15 protein-coding genes are annotated in these 14,879 nt (G+C 69.6%); 6 read left to right on the top strand and 9 right to left on the bottom strand.

Annotated elements, in window-relative coordinates; translation table 11 throughout:
* The first annotated feature begins 8 nt into the window (after positions 1–8).
* Positions 9–236, top strand: a complete 228-nt coding sequence (lptM, locus tag IM787_RS02140) for an LPS translocon maturation chaperone LptM (RefSeq protein WP_193674978.1) — start codon at positions 9–11, stop codon at positions 234–236.
* The gene (lysA, locus tag IM787_RS02145) at positions 233–1,513 is read left to right on the top strand and encodes a diaminopimelate decarboxylase (protein ID WP_193674979.1); all 1,281 of its coding nucleotides are present in this window, start codon (positions 233–235) and stop codon (positions 1,511–1,513) included. Before lptM ends, lysA begins: the two co-directional genes overlap by 4 nt.
* On the opposite strand, the gene msrQ is transcribed toward lysA, so the two are convergent.
* From msrQ to IM787_RS02170, 5 genes are all read right to left on the bottom strand, one after another.
* A complete protein-coding gene (msrQ, locus tag IM787_RS02150; RefSeq protein ID WP_193674980.1) occupies positions 1,505–2,140 on the bottom strand; it encodes a protein-methionine-sulfoxide reductase heme-binding subunit MsrQ in 636 nt (211 codons plus the stop codon). The two genes, lysA and msrQ, sit on opposite strands and share 9 nt — an antisense overlap.
* A 1-nt stretch (position 2,141) precedes the next feature.
* Positions 2,142–3,140 carry a protein-methionine-sulfoxide reductase catalytic subunit MsrP gene (msrP, locus tag IM787_RS02155; protein WP_193674981.1) on the bottom strand — a complete coding sequence of 333 codons (999 nt, stop codon included), beginning with the start codon at positions 3,138–3,140 and terminating at the stop codon, positions 2,142–2,144.
* A gap of 81 nt (positions 3,141–3,221) precedes the next feature.
* The gene (gene ccsB, locus IM787_RS02160) at positions 3,222–4,550 is read right to left on the bottom strand and encodes a c-type cytochrome biogenesis protein CcsB (protein ID WP_193674982.1); all 1,329 of its coding nucleotides are present in this window, start codon (positions 4,548–4,550) and stop codon (positions 3,222–3,224) included.
* Positions 4,547–6,664, bottom strand: a complete 2,118-nt coding sequence (locus IM787_RS02165; RefSeq protein WP_193674983.1) for a cytochrome c biogenesis protein ResB — start codon at positions 6,662–6,664, stop codon at positions 4,547–4,549. Before IM787_RS02165 ends, ccsB begins: the two co-directional genes overlap by 4 nt.
* Positions 6,665–6,753: 89 nt before the next feature.
* Positions 6,754–7,392, bottom strand: a complete 639-nt coding sequence (locus tag IM787_RS02170; protein WP_227494088.1) for a c-type cytochrome — start codon at positions 7,390–7,392, stop codon at positions 6,754–6,756.
* Between the two features lie 208 nt (positions 7,393–7,600).
* On the opposite strand from IM787_RS02170, the gene yihA reads away from it, so the two are divergent.
* Positions 7,601–8,296, top strand: a complete 696-nt coding sequence (gene yihA / locus IM787_RS02175; RefSeq protein ID WP_193674984.1) for a ribosome biogenesis GTP-binding protein YihA/YsxC — start codon at positions 7,601–7,603, stop codon at positions 8,294–8,296.
* Entirely contained in the window at positions 8,293–9,186 is an 894-nt protein-coding gene (locus IM787_RS02180; RefSeq protein WP_193674985.1) for an alpha/beta fold hydrolase, read from the top strand. Before yihA ends, IM787_RS02180 begins: the two co-directional genes overlap by 4 nt.
* Here the strand turns inward: IM787_RS02180 and IM787_RS02185 are convergent.
* Complete coding sequence (locus IM787_RS02185) at positions 9,180–10,046, bottom strand: LpxL/LpxP family acyltransferase (RefSeq protein ID WP_193674986.1); 867 nt, start codon at positions 10,044–10,046, stop codon at positions 9,180–9,182. The two genes, IM787_RS02180 and IM787_RS02185, sit on opposite strands and share 7 nt — an antisense overlap.
* Positions 10,043–10,867, bottom strand: a complete 825-nt coding sequence (locus tag IM787_RS02190) for a lysophospholipid acyltransferase family protein (protein WP_193674987.1) — start codon at positions 10,865–10,867, stop codon at positions 10,043–10,045. The genes IM787_RS02185 and IM787_RS02190 overlap by 4 nt, the downstream gene beginning before the upstream one ends.
* 133 nt (positions 10,868–11,000) lie before the next feature.
* On the opposite strand from IM787_RS02190, the gene metK reads away from it, so the two are divergent.
* Positions 11,001–12,182 (top strand): methionine adenosyltransferase, encoded by a 1,182-nt coding sequence (gene metK, locus IM787_RS02195; RefSeq protein ID WP_193674988.1) that lies wholly within the window; start codon positions 11,001–11,003, stop codon positions 12,180–12,182.
* An 83-nt stretch (positions 12,183–12,265) separates the two neighbouring features.
* On the opposite strand, the gene IM787_RS02200 is transcribed toward metK, so the two are convergent.
* Both IM787_RS02200 and IM787_RS02205 read right to left on the bottom strand, forming a co-directional pair.
* Positions 12,266–13,111: a hypothetical protein gene (locus IM787_RS02200; protein ID WP_193674989.1), complete on the bottom strand. Its 846-nt coding sequence runs from the start codon at positions 13,109–13,111 to the stop codon at positions 12,266–12,268.
* On the bottom strand, positions 13,108–13,593 hold the full coding sequence (locus tag IM787_RS02205) for a hypothetical protein (RefSeq protein ID WP_193674990.1): 486 nt from the start codon (positions 13,591–13,593) through the stop codon (positions 13,108–13,110). The genes IM787_RS02200 and IM787_RS02205 overlap by 4 nt, the downstream gene beginning before the upstream one ends.
* 245 nt (positions 13,594–13,838) lie before the next feature.
* On the opposite strand from IM787_RS02205, the gene IM787_RS02210 reads away from it, so the two are divergent.
* A complete protein-coding gene (locus tag IM787_RS02210) occupies positions 13,839–14,852 on the top strand; it encodes a PA2169 family four-helix-bundle protein (RefSeq protein ID WP_227494039.1) in 1,014 nt (337 codons plus the stop codon).
* Positions 14,853–14,879 lie beyond the last annotated feature (27 nt).

The following is a 14,879-nucleotide window of genomic DNA, read 5'->3' on the forward strand; positions in this document are numbered from 1 at the left end:
ATTTCCAGATGCGTGTATCCCAAATTCTAGTCAGCACCGCCCTCGCCGGCCTGCTGCTCGCCGGCTGCGGCCAGCGCGGCCCGCTCTACCTGCCCACGGGCGAAGAGGCGGCCGGCCGCGCCACGCTGCCGCAGACGCTGTCGCCCTCCCGCGCAGCGGCACCCGCGAACGCGAGTTCGGCGCCGGCCGCGGCCACGCCCCCCACCGGCACCGCCGCACCGGTGCGCACGCCATGAACGCCGCCCGGCCCCTCCCCGGCGCGCCGCACGTCCACTACCGCGGCAACGAGCTTTACGTCGAGGACGTGCGCATCGCCGACGCGGCGCGCGCGCACGGCACGCCGCTGTTCCTCTACTCCAAGGCCTCCATGCTGGCCGCGCTGGCGGCCTACCAGCGCGGGTTCGCGGGCCGCCAGGCGAAGGTGTTCTATGCGCTGAAGGCGAACTCCTCGCTGGGCGTGCTGCAGGTGTTCGCGCGCGCCGGCTGCGGCTTCGACATCGTGTCGGGCGGCGAACTCGAACGCGTGCTGGCCGCCGGCGGCCGTCCCGCGGACATCATCTTCTCCGGCGTGGGCAAGACCCGCCGCGAAATGCGTCGTGCGCTCGACGCCGGCATCCACTGCTTCAACGTGGAGAGCGAAGCGGAACTCGACGTGCTCAGCGAGGTGGCGCAGGAGGCCGGCACGAAGGCGCCGGTGAGCCTGCGCGTGAACCCCGACGTCGACCCGAAGACCCACCCGTACATCTCCACGGGCCTCAAGGGCAACAAGTTCGGCATCGCGCACCGCGACGCGCTGCGCGTGTACCGCCACGCCGCGTCCCTGCCCGGCATCCGCGTGGTCGGCATCGATTGCCACATCGGCTCGCAGATCACGGAGGCCGGCCCGTACATGGACGCGATGGAGCGGATCCTGGACCTCGTGGCCGCCGTGGAATCCGCGGGCATCCCGCTGGCCCACATCGACTTCGGCGGCGGTCTCGGCATCAGCTACAACGGCGAGCAGCCGCCCGCGGCGGACGCCCTGTGGAAGCAGTTACTGGAACTGCTCGATGCACGCGGCTACGGCCAGCGCCAGCTGATGGCCGAGCCCGGCCGCTCCCTCGTGGGCAATGCCGGCGTCTGCGTGACCGAAGTGCTGTACCTCAAGCCCGGCGAGCAGAAGAACTTCTGCATCGTCGACGCCGCGATGAACGACCTGCCGCGGCCGGCGATGTACCAGGCTTACCACGCGGTCGTGCCGGTGACGGCCAGCGAAGCGACTGCGAGCAGCTACGACGTGGTCGGGCCGGTGTGCGAGAGCGGCGACTGGATCGCCCGCGACCGCAGCCTGGCGGTGCAACCGGGTCACCTGCTGGCCGTGCTCTCCGCCGGCGCCTATTGCATGAGCATGGCCAGCAACTACAACACGCGGGGACGCCCGGCCGAAGTGCTGGTGGACGGGGCAGCCATGCACGTGATCCGCGAGCGCGAGGACACCGCGGACCAGCTGCGCCGGGAGAAGCTGCTACCTTGAAGCGGTGGCGGTGCGGCCGGGGGCCGCGCCGCGCCGCTTGTGCCAGACGCGCCATCCGAGCAGCACGCCGAGGATGGCCGCATACAGCGCCACCTCGGCGAAATCGTTCTTGCCCGCGCGCATCCAGAAGAAATGCAGGATGGCGAGCGGCGCGATCACGTACACCGCCTTGTGCAGCGCCTGCCAGCGCTTCACGCCCATCGCCTTGACGGCGCGGTTGAAGGACGTGGCGGCCAGCGGCACCAGCAGCACCAAGGCGCTGAAGCCCACCAGGATGAAGGGCCGCTTGGCGATGTCCTTCGCGATCTCCGCGACGTCCAGCCCCTGGTCGAACACCGCGTACCCGAGCAGGTGCAGCACGGCGTAGAAGAAGGTGAAGAGCCCGAGCATGCGGCGGAAGCGCTGCAGCGTCGGCAGGTTGGCCAGCACGCGCAAGGGCGTGACGGCCAGCGTGATGCACAGGAAGCGCAGCGTCCAGTCGCCGGTGGACCGGATCAGGGACTCGGCGGGATTCGCGCCGAGGTTGTCGGTGAACGCCGCGTAGAACAGCCAGGCGAACGGCAGCAGGGAGAGCACGAACACCAGCGGCTTGGCGGCCGGGTGCAGCAGCGCGCGCGCCGGCACCATCTCAGTAGTTCTTCTTGAGGTCCATCCCGGCGTACAGCTGGCCGACCTGCGCTTCGTAGCCGTTGAACATCAGCGTCTTGCGCTTCTTGGCGAACAGGCCGTCCTCGCCGATGCGGCGCTCGGTCGCCTGCGACCAGCGCGGGTGGTCGACGTTGGGATTGACGTTCGAGTAGAAGCCGTACTCGTTGGCCGCGGCCTTGTTCCACGCGGTCTTCGGCATCTGGTCGGTGAAGCGGATCTTGACGATGCTCTTGCCGCTCTTGAAACCGTACTTCCACGGCACCACCAGGCGCACCGGCGCGCCGTTCTGCTTGGGCAGGACCTCGCCGTACATGCCGAAGGTGAGCAGCGTGAGCGGGTGCATGGCTTCGTCCATGCGCAGGCCCTCGACATAGGGCCAGTCGAGAACGCGCGAGCCCACATAGGGCATCGTGGCCTTGTCCGCCAGCGTCACGAACTCGACGAACTTCGCGCTGCCCAGCGGCTCGACGCGGTTGATCAGGTGCGACATGGAATAGCCCACCCACGGCACCACCATCGACCAGCCCTCCACGCAGCGCAGGCGGTAGATCCGCTCTTCCTGCGCGCTCAGCTTCACCAGGTCTTCGAGGCCGATCTTGCCCGGCTTCTTCACCATGCCTTCGACTTCGACGGTCCATGGCGTCGTCTTCAGCGTGTGGGCGTTCTGCGCCGGGTCGGCCTTGTCGGTGCCGAACTCGTAGAAGTTGTTGTAGCTCGCCGCGTCCTTGTACTCGGTGAGCTTCTCCATGGTGACGCCGCCCGGGATCGTGGAGCGCACCACGGTCATCGCCGCGTTCTTGCCGGGCCGCTGCACCTGCTGCGCCAGCGCCTCGCGCTGCGCCCAGGTCGCCAGGCCGGCGCCGGCCACGCCGGTGGCCATCCACTTCAGGAGCCGGCGGCGGTCTTCATAGACCGCGCGCGGCGTGATCTCGCTCGCTATCGGGTGCTGGAAGCCATCGCGGCCGGTGCGGATCAGCATGTCGGTTCCTTTTCAGTGACGCCGGAGTGGATACGCACGCCGGGTGGTTCTGGATGCCATTCGCCGGGACGGCCCCGGAAGTTACAGCTCGCCGTAGCTGTGCAGCCCGGACAGGAACATGTTCACGCCGAGGAAGGCGAAGGTGGTAACCGCCAGGCCGACCAGCGCCCACCAGGCGGACACCGTGCCGCGCAGCCCCTTCATCAGGCGCATGTGCAGCCAGGCCGCGTAGTTCAGCCAGACGATCAGCGCCCAGGTCTCCTTCGGGTCCCAGCTCCAGTAGCCGCCCCACGCTTCGGCCGCCCACAGGGCGCCCAGCACGGTGGCGATGGTGAAGAAGGCGAAGCCGACCGCGATCGACTTGTACATGACGTCGTCGAGCACTTCCAGCGGCGGCAGGCGCTCGGCGATGCGGCGGCGGGCGAACAGGATGCCGCCGACGATCAGGGCCGACACGCCGATGTAGGCAGCCCAATAGCCGCTGCTGCCTTCGGCGCTCTTGCGGAACACCACCGGCTCGAAGCAGAGCACCACGCCCAGCAGCCACAGCGGCGCGAGCTTCCACCAGCGCGTCTCCTCGGCCTGCTGCTTCACGAGGTAGGCAAAAGCCACCATCGCGGCCAGGGCGAAGGTGCCGTAGCCCACGAAGTTGGCGGGCACGTGCAGCTTCATCCACCAGCTCTTGAGGGCGGGCACCAGCGGCTGGATCTCGTGGGCTTCGCGCGCCACGGAATACCACACCAGGAAGCCGACCGCGGCGCTGACCACCAGCATCACGAAGGCGCCGATGGAGCGCGTGCCGTACTGCTCCTCGAAGTACAGGTAGAACGCGGTGGTCATCCAGCAGAACAGGACGAACACTTCGTACAGGTTGCTGACCGGGATGTGGCCGATGTCCGGCCCGAGCAGGTAGCTCTCGTACCAGCGCACCATGGTGCCGATCAGCGCCATGCCGACGGCGACCCAGGCGAGCTTGGAGCCGATCGCCTCCATCGTGGCGGCCTGGCCGCGCGCGAACATGCCGAACCAGTAGAACGCGGTGCTCATGACGAAGAGCACGCTCATCCAGAGGATGGCGGACTGGCTGGAGAGGAAGTACTTGAGCCAGAAGACGCTGTCGGCGCGGGCGAGCTGCCCCTGGTACGACGCGATCCCGAGCAGCGAGAAGGCGGCGACCGCCAGCATCAGCACGCGCAGCGGCCGCCAGAACCATCCCAGCCAGATGGTCGCCGGCACCGCCCCGACGAGGATGCCCTTCTCGTAGACGTCCATGTACTGCGAGTACTGCGCGAAGGCATAGAGCCCACCGGCGGCGACGACGAGCGCGAAGATCCAGTCGAACGCGTTGCGCCGGCTGAAGAAGCCCTCGTGGAGGGTGATGGTCTGGTGGGTGGTGGTGGCGGTATTCATCGCTTGTCTCCGAGCAGCCGGTCCTTCAGGCGCTGGAATTCACGGTCGACGTCCATCAGCTTGCGGTTGGTGGACAGGGCCATGCGCGCCTGCGAGCCCTGCGCGCCGGGGCTGAGCCACACCCAGAGCCGGCGCTCCCGAACATACAGCATGGCGAAAATCCCCAGGATCAGCAAGGCGCAGCCGACGTACACGATCAGCCGGCCCGGCGAACGGGTGACCTGGAACACGCTCGCCTGCACCTGCTTGAAGTCCTGCAGGGCGAAAGCCATGGGCGCCGGGTAGGCGTGCACGTCGCTCAGCGCCAGCACGGCCAGCGACATGAACGCCTGGGTGCGGTCGTCGCGCGGCAGCGGCTGCAGGCCCGCGCGTTCCCGGCTCAGTTGGACCAGTTCGAACAGGGCGCCGTTCAGGATGCGCACCAGCACCTCGCCGGCGCGGGCCCGTTCGCCTTCCGGCACGTTGGCTTCGAGGAAATCGGAGACCGCCTGCAGGCCACCCGCGGGCTTGCCGGGGGCGGCGTCGGCCCCCGCGAACAGGGCCAGCGCCCGCGACGTGGACGCCGTCAGCTGCTGCGCGAGCTCGGGCCGCGCCGGGTCGGTGGCCTGGCGCGCGTAGTTGCGCACCGCCTGCTCGCGCAGCGCCGTGTCGGAAAGCGCGGCGCGCAGGCGGAGGAAGCCGTCCATCGCGCCGTTCTCGTCGGCCGGCACGCGCAGGTAGCGGAAGCTCTCCGCCGGCGTGTCGCGCATCCCCATGAGGAACAGCGGGACGCCTTCGCCGAGGTCGACCGGCAGCATGTAGTTGTGGAACTCGCGCGCCTGGCCGGCGGCGTCGCGCAGCTTGTAGGTGATGCTGGGGCCGACGTTGCGCAGGTTCTTCCTGGTGGTCGTCTTGTTGGCGGCGCCCAGGCGCTCGTCGAGGCTGGAGCGCAGGTCGACCTTGCGCGGGTCCACCGCGCCGCCGCCGTTGGCGTCCGCGATGTTCTCGACGTTGATCACGCGCAGGCCCGTGTATTCGAGGCTCATGCGGTCCGCGCCGCTGCCCTGCCCGCGCGTGAGCGCCGTCGAGCCGCCGATGGTGCCCTCGACCTCGAAGGTCTTGCCGCTGCCGTCCAGGGGCACGGCCTTGAGCTTCACCGAGGAGCCGCCATCGTCGAAGCTCGATTGGTAGATCTCGATGCCGCGGTGGCGCGCCGGGTGGTTCACCTCCACGCGCGCGGGGACCTTCTCGCCCGTTTCGCGGTCGTGGATCACGATCTCGCTGGCGAACAGCTTCGGCATGCCGGTGGAGTAGTACTCCACGATGAACTTCTTCAGCTCGATGGCGAAGGGCAGTTCCTGCAGCACGATGCCGCCCGACTGGTTCAGGATCGCCGTCGAAGACTGCGTGCCCTCGGCCACCAGCAGGTTGCCCCGGAAGGTCGGGTTGCTGGCCGACAGCCGGTGCTGCGCGGGCACTTCCGAGATCATCCCGCCGCCGGCGTAGACCTCCTTGCCGCCCAGCCACATCTGCGCGCGCACGATCAGGTCGCCATCGAGCAGGCCGCCCAGGCAGACCAGCACGATCGCGCTGTGGGCGGCGAGGTAACCGACCTTGTTCACGCCACCGGCCTTGGCGGCCACCATCCAGGCCTCGCCGCGCTGCTGCAGCCGCACCTTCCAACCGCCCTGGGCCAGCGCCTGCCCCACGCGCTGCGCCTCGTCGGCGGGCGACCCGGCCAGCTGCGCCTCGGCACGGTGGTGGAAGGCGAGCAGGCTGTTCTCGCGGATGTTTTCCTTGTACGACTTCAGGTCGGCCAGGATCTTGGGCGTGTTGCGGGCGATGCACAGCGAGGTGCTCACCACCAGGAAGGCGAGGATCAGCAGGAACCACCAGGCGCTGTAGACGGTGTTCAGGCGGATCGCCATGAACAGCTCCGCCCAGAACGGCCCGAACTGGTTCACGTAGTTGGTGACGGGCTCCTGCTGCTTCAGCACGGTGCCGATCACGGAGGCGATGCAGATGACCGTCAGCAGCGCGATGGCGAACCGCATGGAGGACACGAGCTCCACGACACCGCGCAGGGTGTGCGGGGCGTCGTTGCCCGGGCGCGGGCCGGCGGTCGTCGTGTTCATGGGCTCCAGATGTGAAAAGGCGGGCCCTCCTGCGAGGAGCCCGCCTTGGTTAGTGTGCTTGTACGGCGGTTAGTTCAACAGGAACGCGGTCAGCGCAGGCCGGCGATGTAGTCCGAAACCGCGCGGATTTCACGGTCGCTCATCTTGGCGGAGATCTGCGACATCACCGGGCTGTTCTTGCGGATGCCGTCGCGGAAGGCGACCAGCTGGCTGGCGGTGTAGTCGGCGTGCTGGCCGGACAGGCGCGGGTACTGGGCGGGGATGCCGGCACCGTTGGGGCTGTGGCAGCCGGCGCAGGCCGGCAGCTCGCGGCCCTGCAGGCCGCCGCGGTAGATCTTCTCGCCGAGCATCACCAGTTCCTTGTCCTTCGCGAAGCCGGGCTTGGCCTTCTGCGACACCAGGTAGGCGGCGATGTTCTTCATGTCCTGGTCGGTCAGCTGCGCGGCGAAGCCCTGCATGATGGGGTTCGGGCGCTTGCCGTTCTTGAACTCCTGCAACTGCTTGACGATGTATTCGGGGTGCTGCTGCGACAGGCGCGGATTTGCGGGCGTGCCGGAGTTGCCGCCGGCGCCGTGGCAGGCCGCGCACACGGCGGTGTATTTCGCGTCGCCAGCGGCGATGTCCGGCTTGCCCGTGGGCGCCGCCTGCGCCGCGGGGGCGGCGGGCGCCGGCGTGGCGGCGGCGGGGCCCGGGGTCCCGGCGACCGGCGCGGGCGGGGCCACGGTCAGGCCCGAAGCGCCGGGAGCGGCGGCGGTGGCGGCAGGCGCTGCGGGTGCGGCCGGCGCAGCGTTCTGCTGGGCCGAGGTCGAAAGCGCGAACGCGGCCAGCACGGCGGCCAGCAGCAGGGAAGCGGGCGTCTTGATCACGGTGATTGGATTCGTTGGGCGCAAAACCACGGGATTCTACAATGCCCCTCCCTGCCCACTCCCCGCCGCCATGACCTCCCCCACGGGCACACCGCCCCCTGCCTCGCCGCGCGCGGCCCCGCCCGCCTCCGCGGCCGATGCGAAGCAGGCCGTCGCCTGGCTGCACACCGCCCGCTTCCTCACCACCGCGCCGCGGCTGGAACACCTGCCGGAGCCGGGCGTGCCGGAGATCGCCTTCGTCGGCCGCTCCAACGCCGGCAAGTCGACCTGCATCAACACGCTGACGCAGCAGAAACGCCTGGCGTTCGCGTCGAAGACGCCCGGCCGCACCCAGGCGATCAACCTGTTCTCCCTGGGCAAGCAGGGCGTGACCGATGCCGTGCTGGCCGACCTGCCGGGCTACGGCTATGCGGCGGTGCCCAAGGCCGACAAGTTCCGCTGGCAGGAGGTGATGGCCAACTACCTGATGACGCGCGAGTCGCTGCGGGGCGTGGTCATGCTGGTCGACCCGCGCCACGGCCTGACGGAACTCGACGACATCCTGCTGGAAGTGATCCGCCCGCGCGTGGAGCAGGGCCTGAAGTTCCTCGTGCTGCTGACCAAGGCCGACAAGCTCAACCGCGAGGAGCAGACCAAGGCGCTGTCCATCGCGCGACTGCAGACCGGCGGCGGCGAGGTCAGACTGTTCTCCGCCCTCAAGAAAAAGGGCGTGGAGGAAGCCTCGCTGCTCCTCTGGCAGTGGACCCATCCCGAAGCACCCCCATGACCGTCAGCACCTGGCAGCAAGCCCTCCCCCACGGCATCACCCTCAGCTGCCGCGGCGCCGGGGAGCGCGGGCGGCCGGTGCTCCTCTTCCTGCACGGCTTTCCCGAAGCCGCCTTCGTGTGGGACGAACTGCTCGAATATTTCGCCCGGCCGGAGAACGGGGGCTACCGGTGCGTGGCGCCCAACCTGCGCGGCTACGAAGCTTCCTCGCAGCCGGCGGAGGTGGCCATGTACCGGCCCAAGCACCTGGTGCAGGACATCGCGGCGCTGGCGCAGGCCGAAGGCGCGCCGCTCGCCTGCCTCGTGGCGCACGACTGGGGCGGCGCGGTCGCCTGGAACTTCGCCAACCAGCAGCCGGGCCTGGCGCGCCGGCTCGCGATCATCAACTCCCCGCACCCCGGCACCTTCCTGCGCGCGCTGCAGTCCAGCCCGGCGCAACAGCAAGCCAGCCAGTACATGAACTTCCTCGTGCGGCCGGATGCCGAGGCGCTGCTGCGCGAGGACGGCTACCGGCGCCTCTGGAAGTTCCTCACCAGCTGGGGCGACGCCGCCTGGCTGACCGACGAGGTGCGCGCGAAGTACCGCGACGTGTGGGACCGCAGCCTCACCGGCGGCCTCAACTACTACCGCGCATCGCCCCTGCGGCCCGCGACCGCGGAGGATCCGGGGGCCAGTGCCGTCACGCTGCCGCGCGAGATGCTGACCGTGGACATCCCGACCCTGGTGCTGTGGGCGATGGAAGACCCGGCGCTGCTGCCGGAACTGCTGGACGGCCTGGACGGCTACGTGCGCGACCTCACGCTGGAGAAGGTGCCCGGCGCTTCGCACTGGATCGTCCACGAGCAGCCGCAGCTCGTCGCCCGGCGCCTCGCCGCCTTCCTCGGTCAGTAGACGCCGGGCTCGCCGGGCGGGCGCGTCTTGAAGCGCTTGTGGACCCAGTAGTACTGCGCCGGCATGGCGTCGATGTAGCCCTGCAGCCGCTCGTTCATCAGGGCCGTGTCCGCCTCGACGTCCTGCGTCGGGAAGCCGGCCCACGCGTCCAGCACCCGCACCTCGTAGCCCGTCGGCGTCATCCGCGTGACGACCGGCACCACCTTGGCCCGGCCCAGGCGGGCGAAGCGCGAGAGCGAGGGCACCGTCGCCGCCTGCACGCCGTAGAAGGGCACGAAGATGGACTCCTCCGGACCGAAGTTCATGTCCGGCAGCAGGTACAGCAGCTCGCCCGCGCGCAGGGCCGCGACCAGGCCGCGCACGCCTTCGGCCCGCGTCACCGGCTTGGCGGCGCCGAAGCGGTGGCGTCCCTTGAGCACCCAGGCGTCGACGATGGCGTTGGTCTGCCGCGTATAGATGCCGGTCATCGGCCGCGACTGCTGCTGCAGGATCGCCGTGACGCCGGCATCGAGCCCGACGAAGTGCGGGGCGAAGATGATGGTGGGTTCGGTGCCCTCCAGCTCGTGCAGCGCCCCGGTGAGCACCAGGCGCCGCCGCACCACCTCGGGGTCGGCGTGCCACAGCCAGGCTCGGTCCAGCCAGGACTGCGCCACGAAGACGAACACCTCGCGCCCGACCTGGCGGCGCCGAGCCTCCGTCCAGTGCGGGAAGCACAGGCGCAGGTTCACGTCGACCACCTCGCGCCGCTTCCAGACCAGCACGTACAGCGCGACGCCGAGTCCATGCCCGAGCGCGCGCACCCAGGCGAGCGGCAGCGGCGCGATGGCGCGCATGAACAGGATGCCCAGCCGGCTGATCATGCGAGGGCCTCCTGGCGCGGCTGCTTGTAGCGCGCATAGCCCCACAGGTACTGCTGCGCCCCCGCGCGAACCAGGCCCTCCATCGCGGCATTCACCCGGGCGGCGGCCTGCTGCGGGTCGCGCGGCAGCTCGTCGTCGAAGCGCTGCACGTGCACGCGGAAGCCGCGGCCGGCCGGCAGCCGTTCGCCCCAGGCGAGCAGCAGCGCCGCGCCGGTCTGCTGCACCAGGCGCGCCGGCAGCGTCATCGTGTAGGCGTCGCGGCCGAAGAACGGCGCCCAGACACCCAGGCCCTGCGGCGGCACCTGGTCGGGCAGCAGGCCGACGGCTTCGCCCGCCTTGAGCGCGCGCAGCATCTGCCGTACACCGGAGAGCGTGGTCGGCGCCGTGGCCAGGTTGGGCCGGCCCCGTGCCGTGGCGACCAGGTCGCGCAGCCAGGGCTTGCGCGCCGGCCGGTACAGCACGGTGATCGGCCCGAAGCGCCGGGCGTACGCTTGCGCCGTCACCTCGAAGCAGCCCAGGTGTGGCGTGAGGAAGACGATGCCGCGTCCCTGGGCGCGCAGGGCGGCGATGCTTTCCGCGCCCTCCCACTGCACGTCCGGCAACGCGCCGAACCAGAGGGGAGGCACCTCGGCGACCATCTTCCCGGCTTCGGCGACGGCGCGCCGCACCTGGGCGAAGCCGTACCCGGCCTGCGCCGCGTTGGCGAGGAAGCGCCGGCGGTAGGTGGGCGACAGGGCATATGCGAGCCAGCCCAGGCCAGCGCCGAGGCTGTGCAGGAGCGGCAGGGGCCAGCGGGCCAGGAGTTGGAAGAGTCTTTTCACCCGGTTTAGAATCGGTGCGTCGCCGAGTTACGGAACTACTTGCAGGGCGACGTTAAACACCACTGCTAAAGCGTTCGCCCGAGCTCCGGCGGAAGGCAACGCGCCTTCCCATCGACCGACGGAGTGTATTCAAATGGCGAACGACTTCCTCTTCACTTCCGAGTCCGTGTCCGAAGGGCACCCGGACAAGCTGGCCGACCAGGTCTCGGACGCGATCCTCGACGCCATCTTCGCGCAGGACCCGCGCAGCCGCGTCGCCGCCGAAACGCTGGCCAACACGGGCCTGGTGGTGCTCGCCGGGGAGATCACCACCAACGCGCACGTCGACTACATCCAGGTCGCCCGCGACACGATCAAGCGCATCGGCTACGACAACACCGAATACGGCATCGACTACAAGGGCTGCGCGGTGCTCGTCGCCTACGACAAGCAGTCGAACGACATCGCGCAGGGCGTGGACCACGCCTCCGACGACCACCTGAACACCGGCGCCGGCGACCAGGGCCTCATGTTCGGCTACGCCTGCGACGAGACGCCGGTGCTGATGCCGGCGCCGATCTACTATGCGCACCGCCTGGTGGAGCGCCAGGCGCAGCTGCGCAAGGACGGCCGCCTGCCCTTCCTGCGCCCGGACGCCAAGAGCCAGGTGACGATGCGCTACGTCGACGGCAAGCCGCACAGCATCGACACGGTGGTGCTGTCTTCGCAGCACAGTCCCGAACAGAGCGACGGCACGAAGATGAAGGCCTCCTTCGTCGAGGCGGTGGTCGAGGAGATCATCAAGCCGGTGCTGCCCAAGGAGTGGCTGAAGGAAACCAAGTTCCTGATCAACCCGACCGGCCGCTTCGTCATCGGCGGCCCGCAGGGCGACTGCGGCCTGACCGGCCGCAAGATCATCGTCGACACCTACGGCGGCGCCTGCCCGCACGGCGGCGGTGCCTTCTCGGGCAAGGACCCGTCCAAGGTGGACCGCTCCGCCGCGTACGCCGCGCGCTACGTCGCCAAGAACATCGTCGCGGCCGGCATCGCGCGCCAGTGCCAGATCCAGGTGGCCTACGCGATCGGCGTGGCACGCCCCATGAACGTGACGGTCTACACCGAAGGCACCGGCGTCATCCCCGACCACCGGATCGCCGAACTGGTCAACGAATACTTCGACCTGCGCCCGAAGGGCATCATCCAGATGCTGGACCTGCTGCGCCCGATCTACTCGAAGACCGCGGCCTACGGCCACTTCGGCCGCGAGGAGCCGGAGTTCACCTGGGAGCGGACGGACAAGGCACAGGCGCTGCGTGCAGCGGCAGGCCTGAAGTAAGTCCGTCATTCCCGCGGGGGCGGGAATCCCGGGCATGGAAAGAAAAAGGGCCGCGTCGCGGCCCTTTTTTTTTGGACGTCGGCTCAGCGCGCCGCCGTCGTCTCCCGCCCGTAATCCTGCCGCTTCAGCGCGACGTAGCTGGCGCGGTCCATCTCGCGCAGCTGCCTCGGGTAGCGTTCGGTCCCGCTGAACCAGTTGTTGATGCGGCGCTCCACGCGCTGGGCGGCAGGCGCATCCATCGTGTCCAGGTAGGCGTCGATGGCCAGGTAGTAGCGCATCGCGTTGCGCTCCACCGCACCGCGCACGCCGTTGGTGGTGAACCCCACCTTGTTCGCGCCCGCGGTCGCCAGGTAGGCCTGCATGGCGAAGCGGCCGGCGCCGCCGAAGCCGTACGAGTAGCGCATGTGCATGAAGGTCTTGCCGTTCTCCAGCGGCACCGCTTCGGCGCTGATGCGGTAGTCGCGCGTGCCGAACGGTCCCTGGCCGGCGTTCAGCCGCGCCTCGAGGAAGTCCGCGCCTGCCGCCACGTTCTGGAAGTTGAACGCGATCGGGAAGGCCTGGTCGACCGGCTGGTCGGGCTTGCGGGCGATGCGCACCGCGAGCTGGTTGCCGCTGGCCTGGCAGCCCTTCGTGTTGAAGGGCAGCAGCATGATGTCGCACCAGGCGGCGGGGTCCTGCAGCGCCTGCTTCACCTTCTCGTACGGATGGTCGAGGACGGCGTACACGTCGCCCTGCAGCGTGTTGCTGCTCTCCGCCGAATCGATGTGCATCTGGCGGCCGAAGCTGTTGTTGCGCAGCTGTTCGGAGAGCTCGGCATGCCGGGCGCGCAGCGCGGCGGAGTCGGCGTGGGCCGGCAGCGCGGACAGCGCAAGCAGGGAGGCGGCGCCCAGGCTGGCGAGCCAGCGGGCGAGTCGGGGCGATCGCGTCATGCGTGTTTCCTGTGGGGGTCGGCTTCGGCAGGGGCCGCGGCGTCGGTTTCGGTTCCGGCGGCGGGCGTGGTCTCGGACTCGTCTTCCAGGAACGCCTGCACGTCGAGCTGGATGCCCCCCATGAACAGCGAGTGCGGCGCCACCTCGTACAGGTAGCGGCCGCGCGGGCTGAGCACGAGGCGCATGCGCATCTTCGGGTCCGCCACGGCATCCCACGCGCGGATCAGCCGCGTGCGCACCAGGTTGTCCGGGCACTGCAGCGACTTGAGCTTGTGGTAGTTGGAGGAGAGGCTGACCGCGTCGAGGTACCAGGGCGACTGCTTGTTGCGGGCCAGCAGGTTTCCCGACAGGTCGACCTCCAGCGTCAGGACGTCGCCGTCCACCTCGAGCACGAGGTTGCGGCCGAGGAGGCCGCCGTTCGCCTCCCCGTACTTGTACGTGAGGTGGAGGTGGGAGGGCGTCTTGCGCAGTGAGTATTTCATGGGGTTCACCCGATGGGCACAGCGTGAGGCACGCGCCGCGGCCGACATGTAGGACGGTGCTGTGTCCGCCTGTGCGCGCGCTCAGCCACGCGCGGGCCGTCGCGCCGCGCACGACGCGTCCTACACGTGCTGTGGGTGATTGGCGCACGGCGCGGTTGGGCCACCGTCCCAAGATGCGGAGGAACCCTCTTTCCACCCACTACAAGGAGCAAGCCATGGCTGCTGACGAACGCGAAGAACGAGACATGAACCGTGACCCCATCACCGACGAACCGGGTGCGCACCCGATCGGCACGGGCGTGGGCGCGACCGGTGGCGCCGTGGCCGGCGCGGCCGCGGGATCGATCGCCGGCCCGGTGGGCGCGGCGGTGGGTGGCGTGGTCGGCGCCGTCGTCGGCGGACTGGCCGGCAAGGCCGCGGGCGAAGCGATCAACCCGACGGCCGAAGAAGCCTTCTGGCGCGACAACTACGACAAGGAGCCGTACTACGAGTCCGGCCGCACCTTCGACGATTACGGCCCGGCCTACCGCCTGGGGCTGAGCGGCCGCCAGCGCTACGAGGATCCGTGGACCTCGGTCGAGCCCCGCCTCGCCTCCGAATGGGACAGCACGCGCGGCAACTCCACGCTGAACTGGGACCGCGCGAGCCATGCTTCGCAGGCGGCCTGGCGCCGCGCGGATGAACAGGTGCGCGGCAACCTCGGCAGCGGCGGCATGTCGGGCAGCACCGGCTACGGCCAGGGCACCACCGCGGCCGGCATGGGCGCGGCCGGTGCGGTCGGCGCGATGCAGCAGTCCGGCAACAACGACGGCGACCGTGCGGACGTGCTCGACGTGCTGAAGGAACTGGTCGAGTGCTCCAAGGATGGCGAGTACGGCTTCCGCGAATGCGCCGAACAGGCGAAGGACCCTCAGCTGAAGTCCATGTTCCTGCGCCGGGCCGACGACTGCCGGCGCGGCGCGCAGGAGCTCAACGAGCTGGTGCGCCAGTCCGGCGGCAGCCCGGAGGACGGCGGCAGCGCGATGGGCGCCATGCACCGCGGCTGGGTGTCGATCAAGTCCAAGCTGACCACCTACGACGACAAGGCGGTGCTCGAGGAAGCCGAACGCGGCGAGGACAACGCCAAGGCCCGCTACACCAAGGCGCTGCAGAAGAACCTGCCGGCCAACGTGCGGTCGGTGGTGGAGCGCCAGATGCAGGGCGTGCAGCGCAACCACGACGAAGTGAAGCGCCTGCGCGACCAGTTCCGCGGCGCCTGACGACGCAGGGGACGGGCTGCGGCCCGT

It is taken from the genome of Ramlibacter pallidus (assembly GCF_015070875.1).
Taxonomy (GTDB): Bacteria; Pseudomonadota; Gammaproteobacteria; order Burkholderiales; family Burkholderiaceae_C; genus Ramlibacter; species Ramlibacter pallidus.

What these genes read in the sequence shown, in the direction of transcription:
- IM787_RS02210 (WP_227494039.1), top strand. Translation starts at nt 13,839, where the DNA reads ATGAACCGTGACCCCATCACCGACGAACCGGGTGCGCACCCGATCGGC.
- IM787_RS02205 (WP_193674990.1), bottom strand. Translation starts at nt 13,593, where the DNA reads ATGAAATACTCACTGCGCAAGACGCCCTCCCACCTCCACCTCACGTAC.
- IM787_RS02200 (WP_193674989.1), bottom strand. Translation starts at nt 13,111, where the DNA reads ATGACGCGATCGCCCCGACTCGCCCGCTGGCTCGCCAGCCTGGGCGCC.
- msrP (WP_193674981.1), bottom strand. Translation starts at nt 3,140, where the DNA reads ATGCTGATCCGCACCGGCCGCGATGGCTTCCAGCACCCGATAGCGAGC.
- yihA (WP_193674984.1), top strand. Translation starts at nt 7,601, where the DNA reads ATGACCTCCCCCACGGGCACACCGCCCCCTGCCTCGCCGCGCGCGGCC.
- IM787_RS02180 (WP_193674985.1), top strand. Translation starts at nt 8,293, where the DNA reads ATGACCGTCAGCACCTGGCAGCAAGCCCTCCCCCACGGCATCACCCTC.
- IM787_RS02185 (WP_193674986.1), bottom strand. Translation starts at nt 10,046, where the DNA reads ATGATCAGCCGGCTGGGCATCCTGTTCATGCGCGCCATCGCGCCGCTG.
- lptM (WP_193674978.1), top strand. Translation starts at nt 9, where the DNA reads ATGCGTGTATCCCAAATTCTAGTCAGCACCGCCCTCGCCGGCCTGCTG.
- IM787_RS02165 (WP_193674983.1), bottom strand. Translation starts at nt 6,664, where the DNA reads ATGAACACGACGACCGCCGGCCCGCGCCCGGGCAACGACGCCCCGCAC.
- ccsB (WP_193674982.1), bottom strand. Translation starts at nt 4,550, where the DNA reads ATGAATACCGCCACCACCACCCACCAGACCATCACCCTCCACGAGGGC.
- lysA (WP_193674979.1), top strand. Translation starts at nt 233, where the DNA reads ATGAACGCCGCCCGGCCCCTCCCCGGCGCGCCGCACGTCCACTACCGC.
- metK (WP_193674988.1), top strand. Translation starts at nt 11,001, where the DNA reads ATGGCGAACGACTTCCTCTTCACTTCCGAGTCCGTGTCCGAAGGGCAC.
- msrQ (WP_193674980.1), bottom strand. Translation starts at nt 2,140, where the DNA reads ATGGTGCCGGCGCGCGCGCTGCTGCACCCGGCCGCCAAGCCGCTGGTG.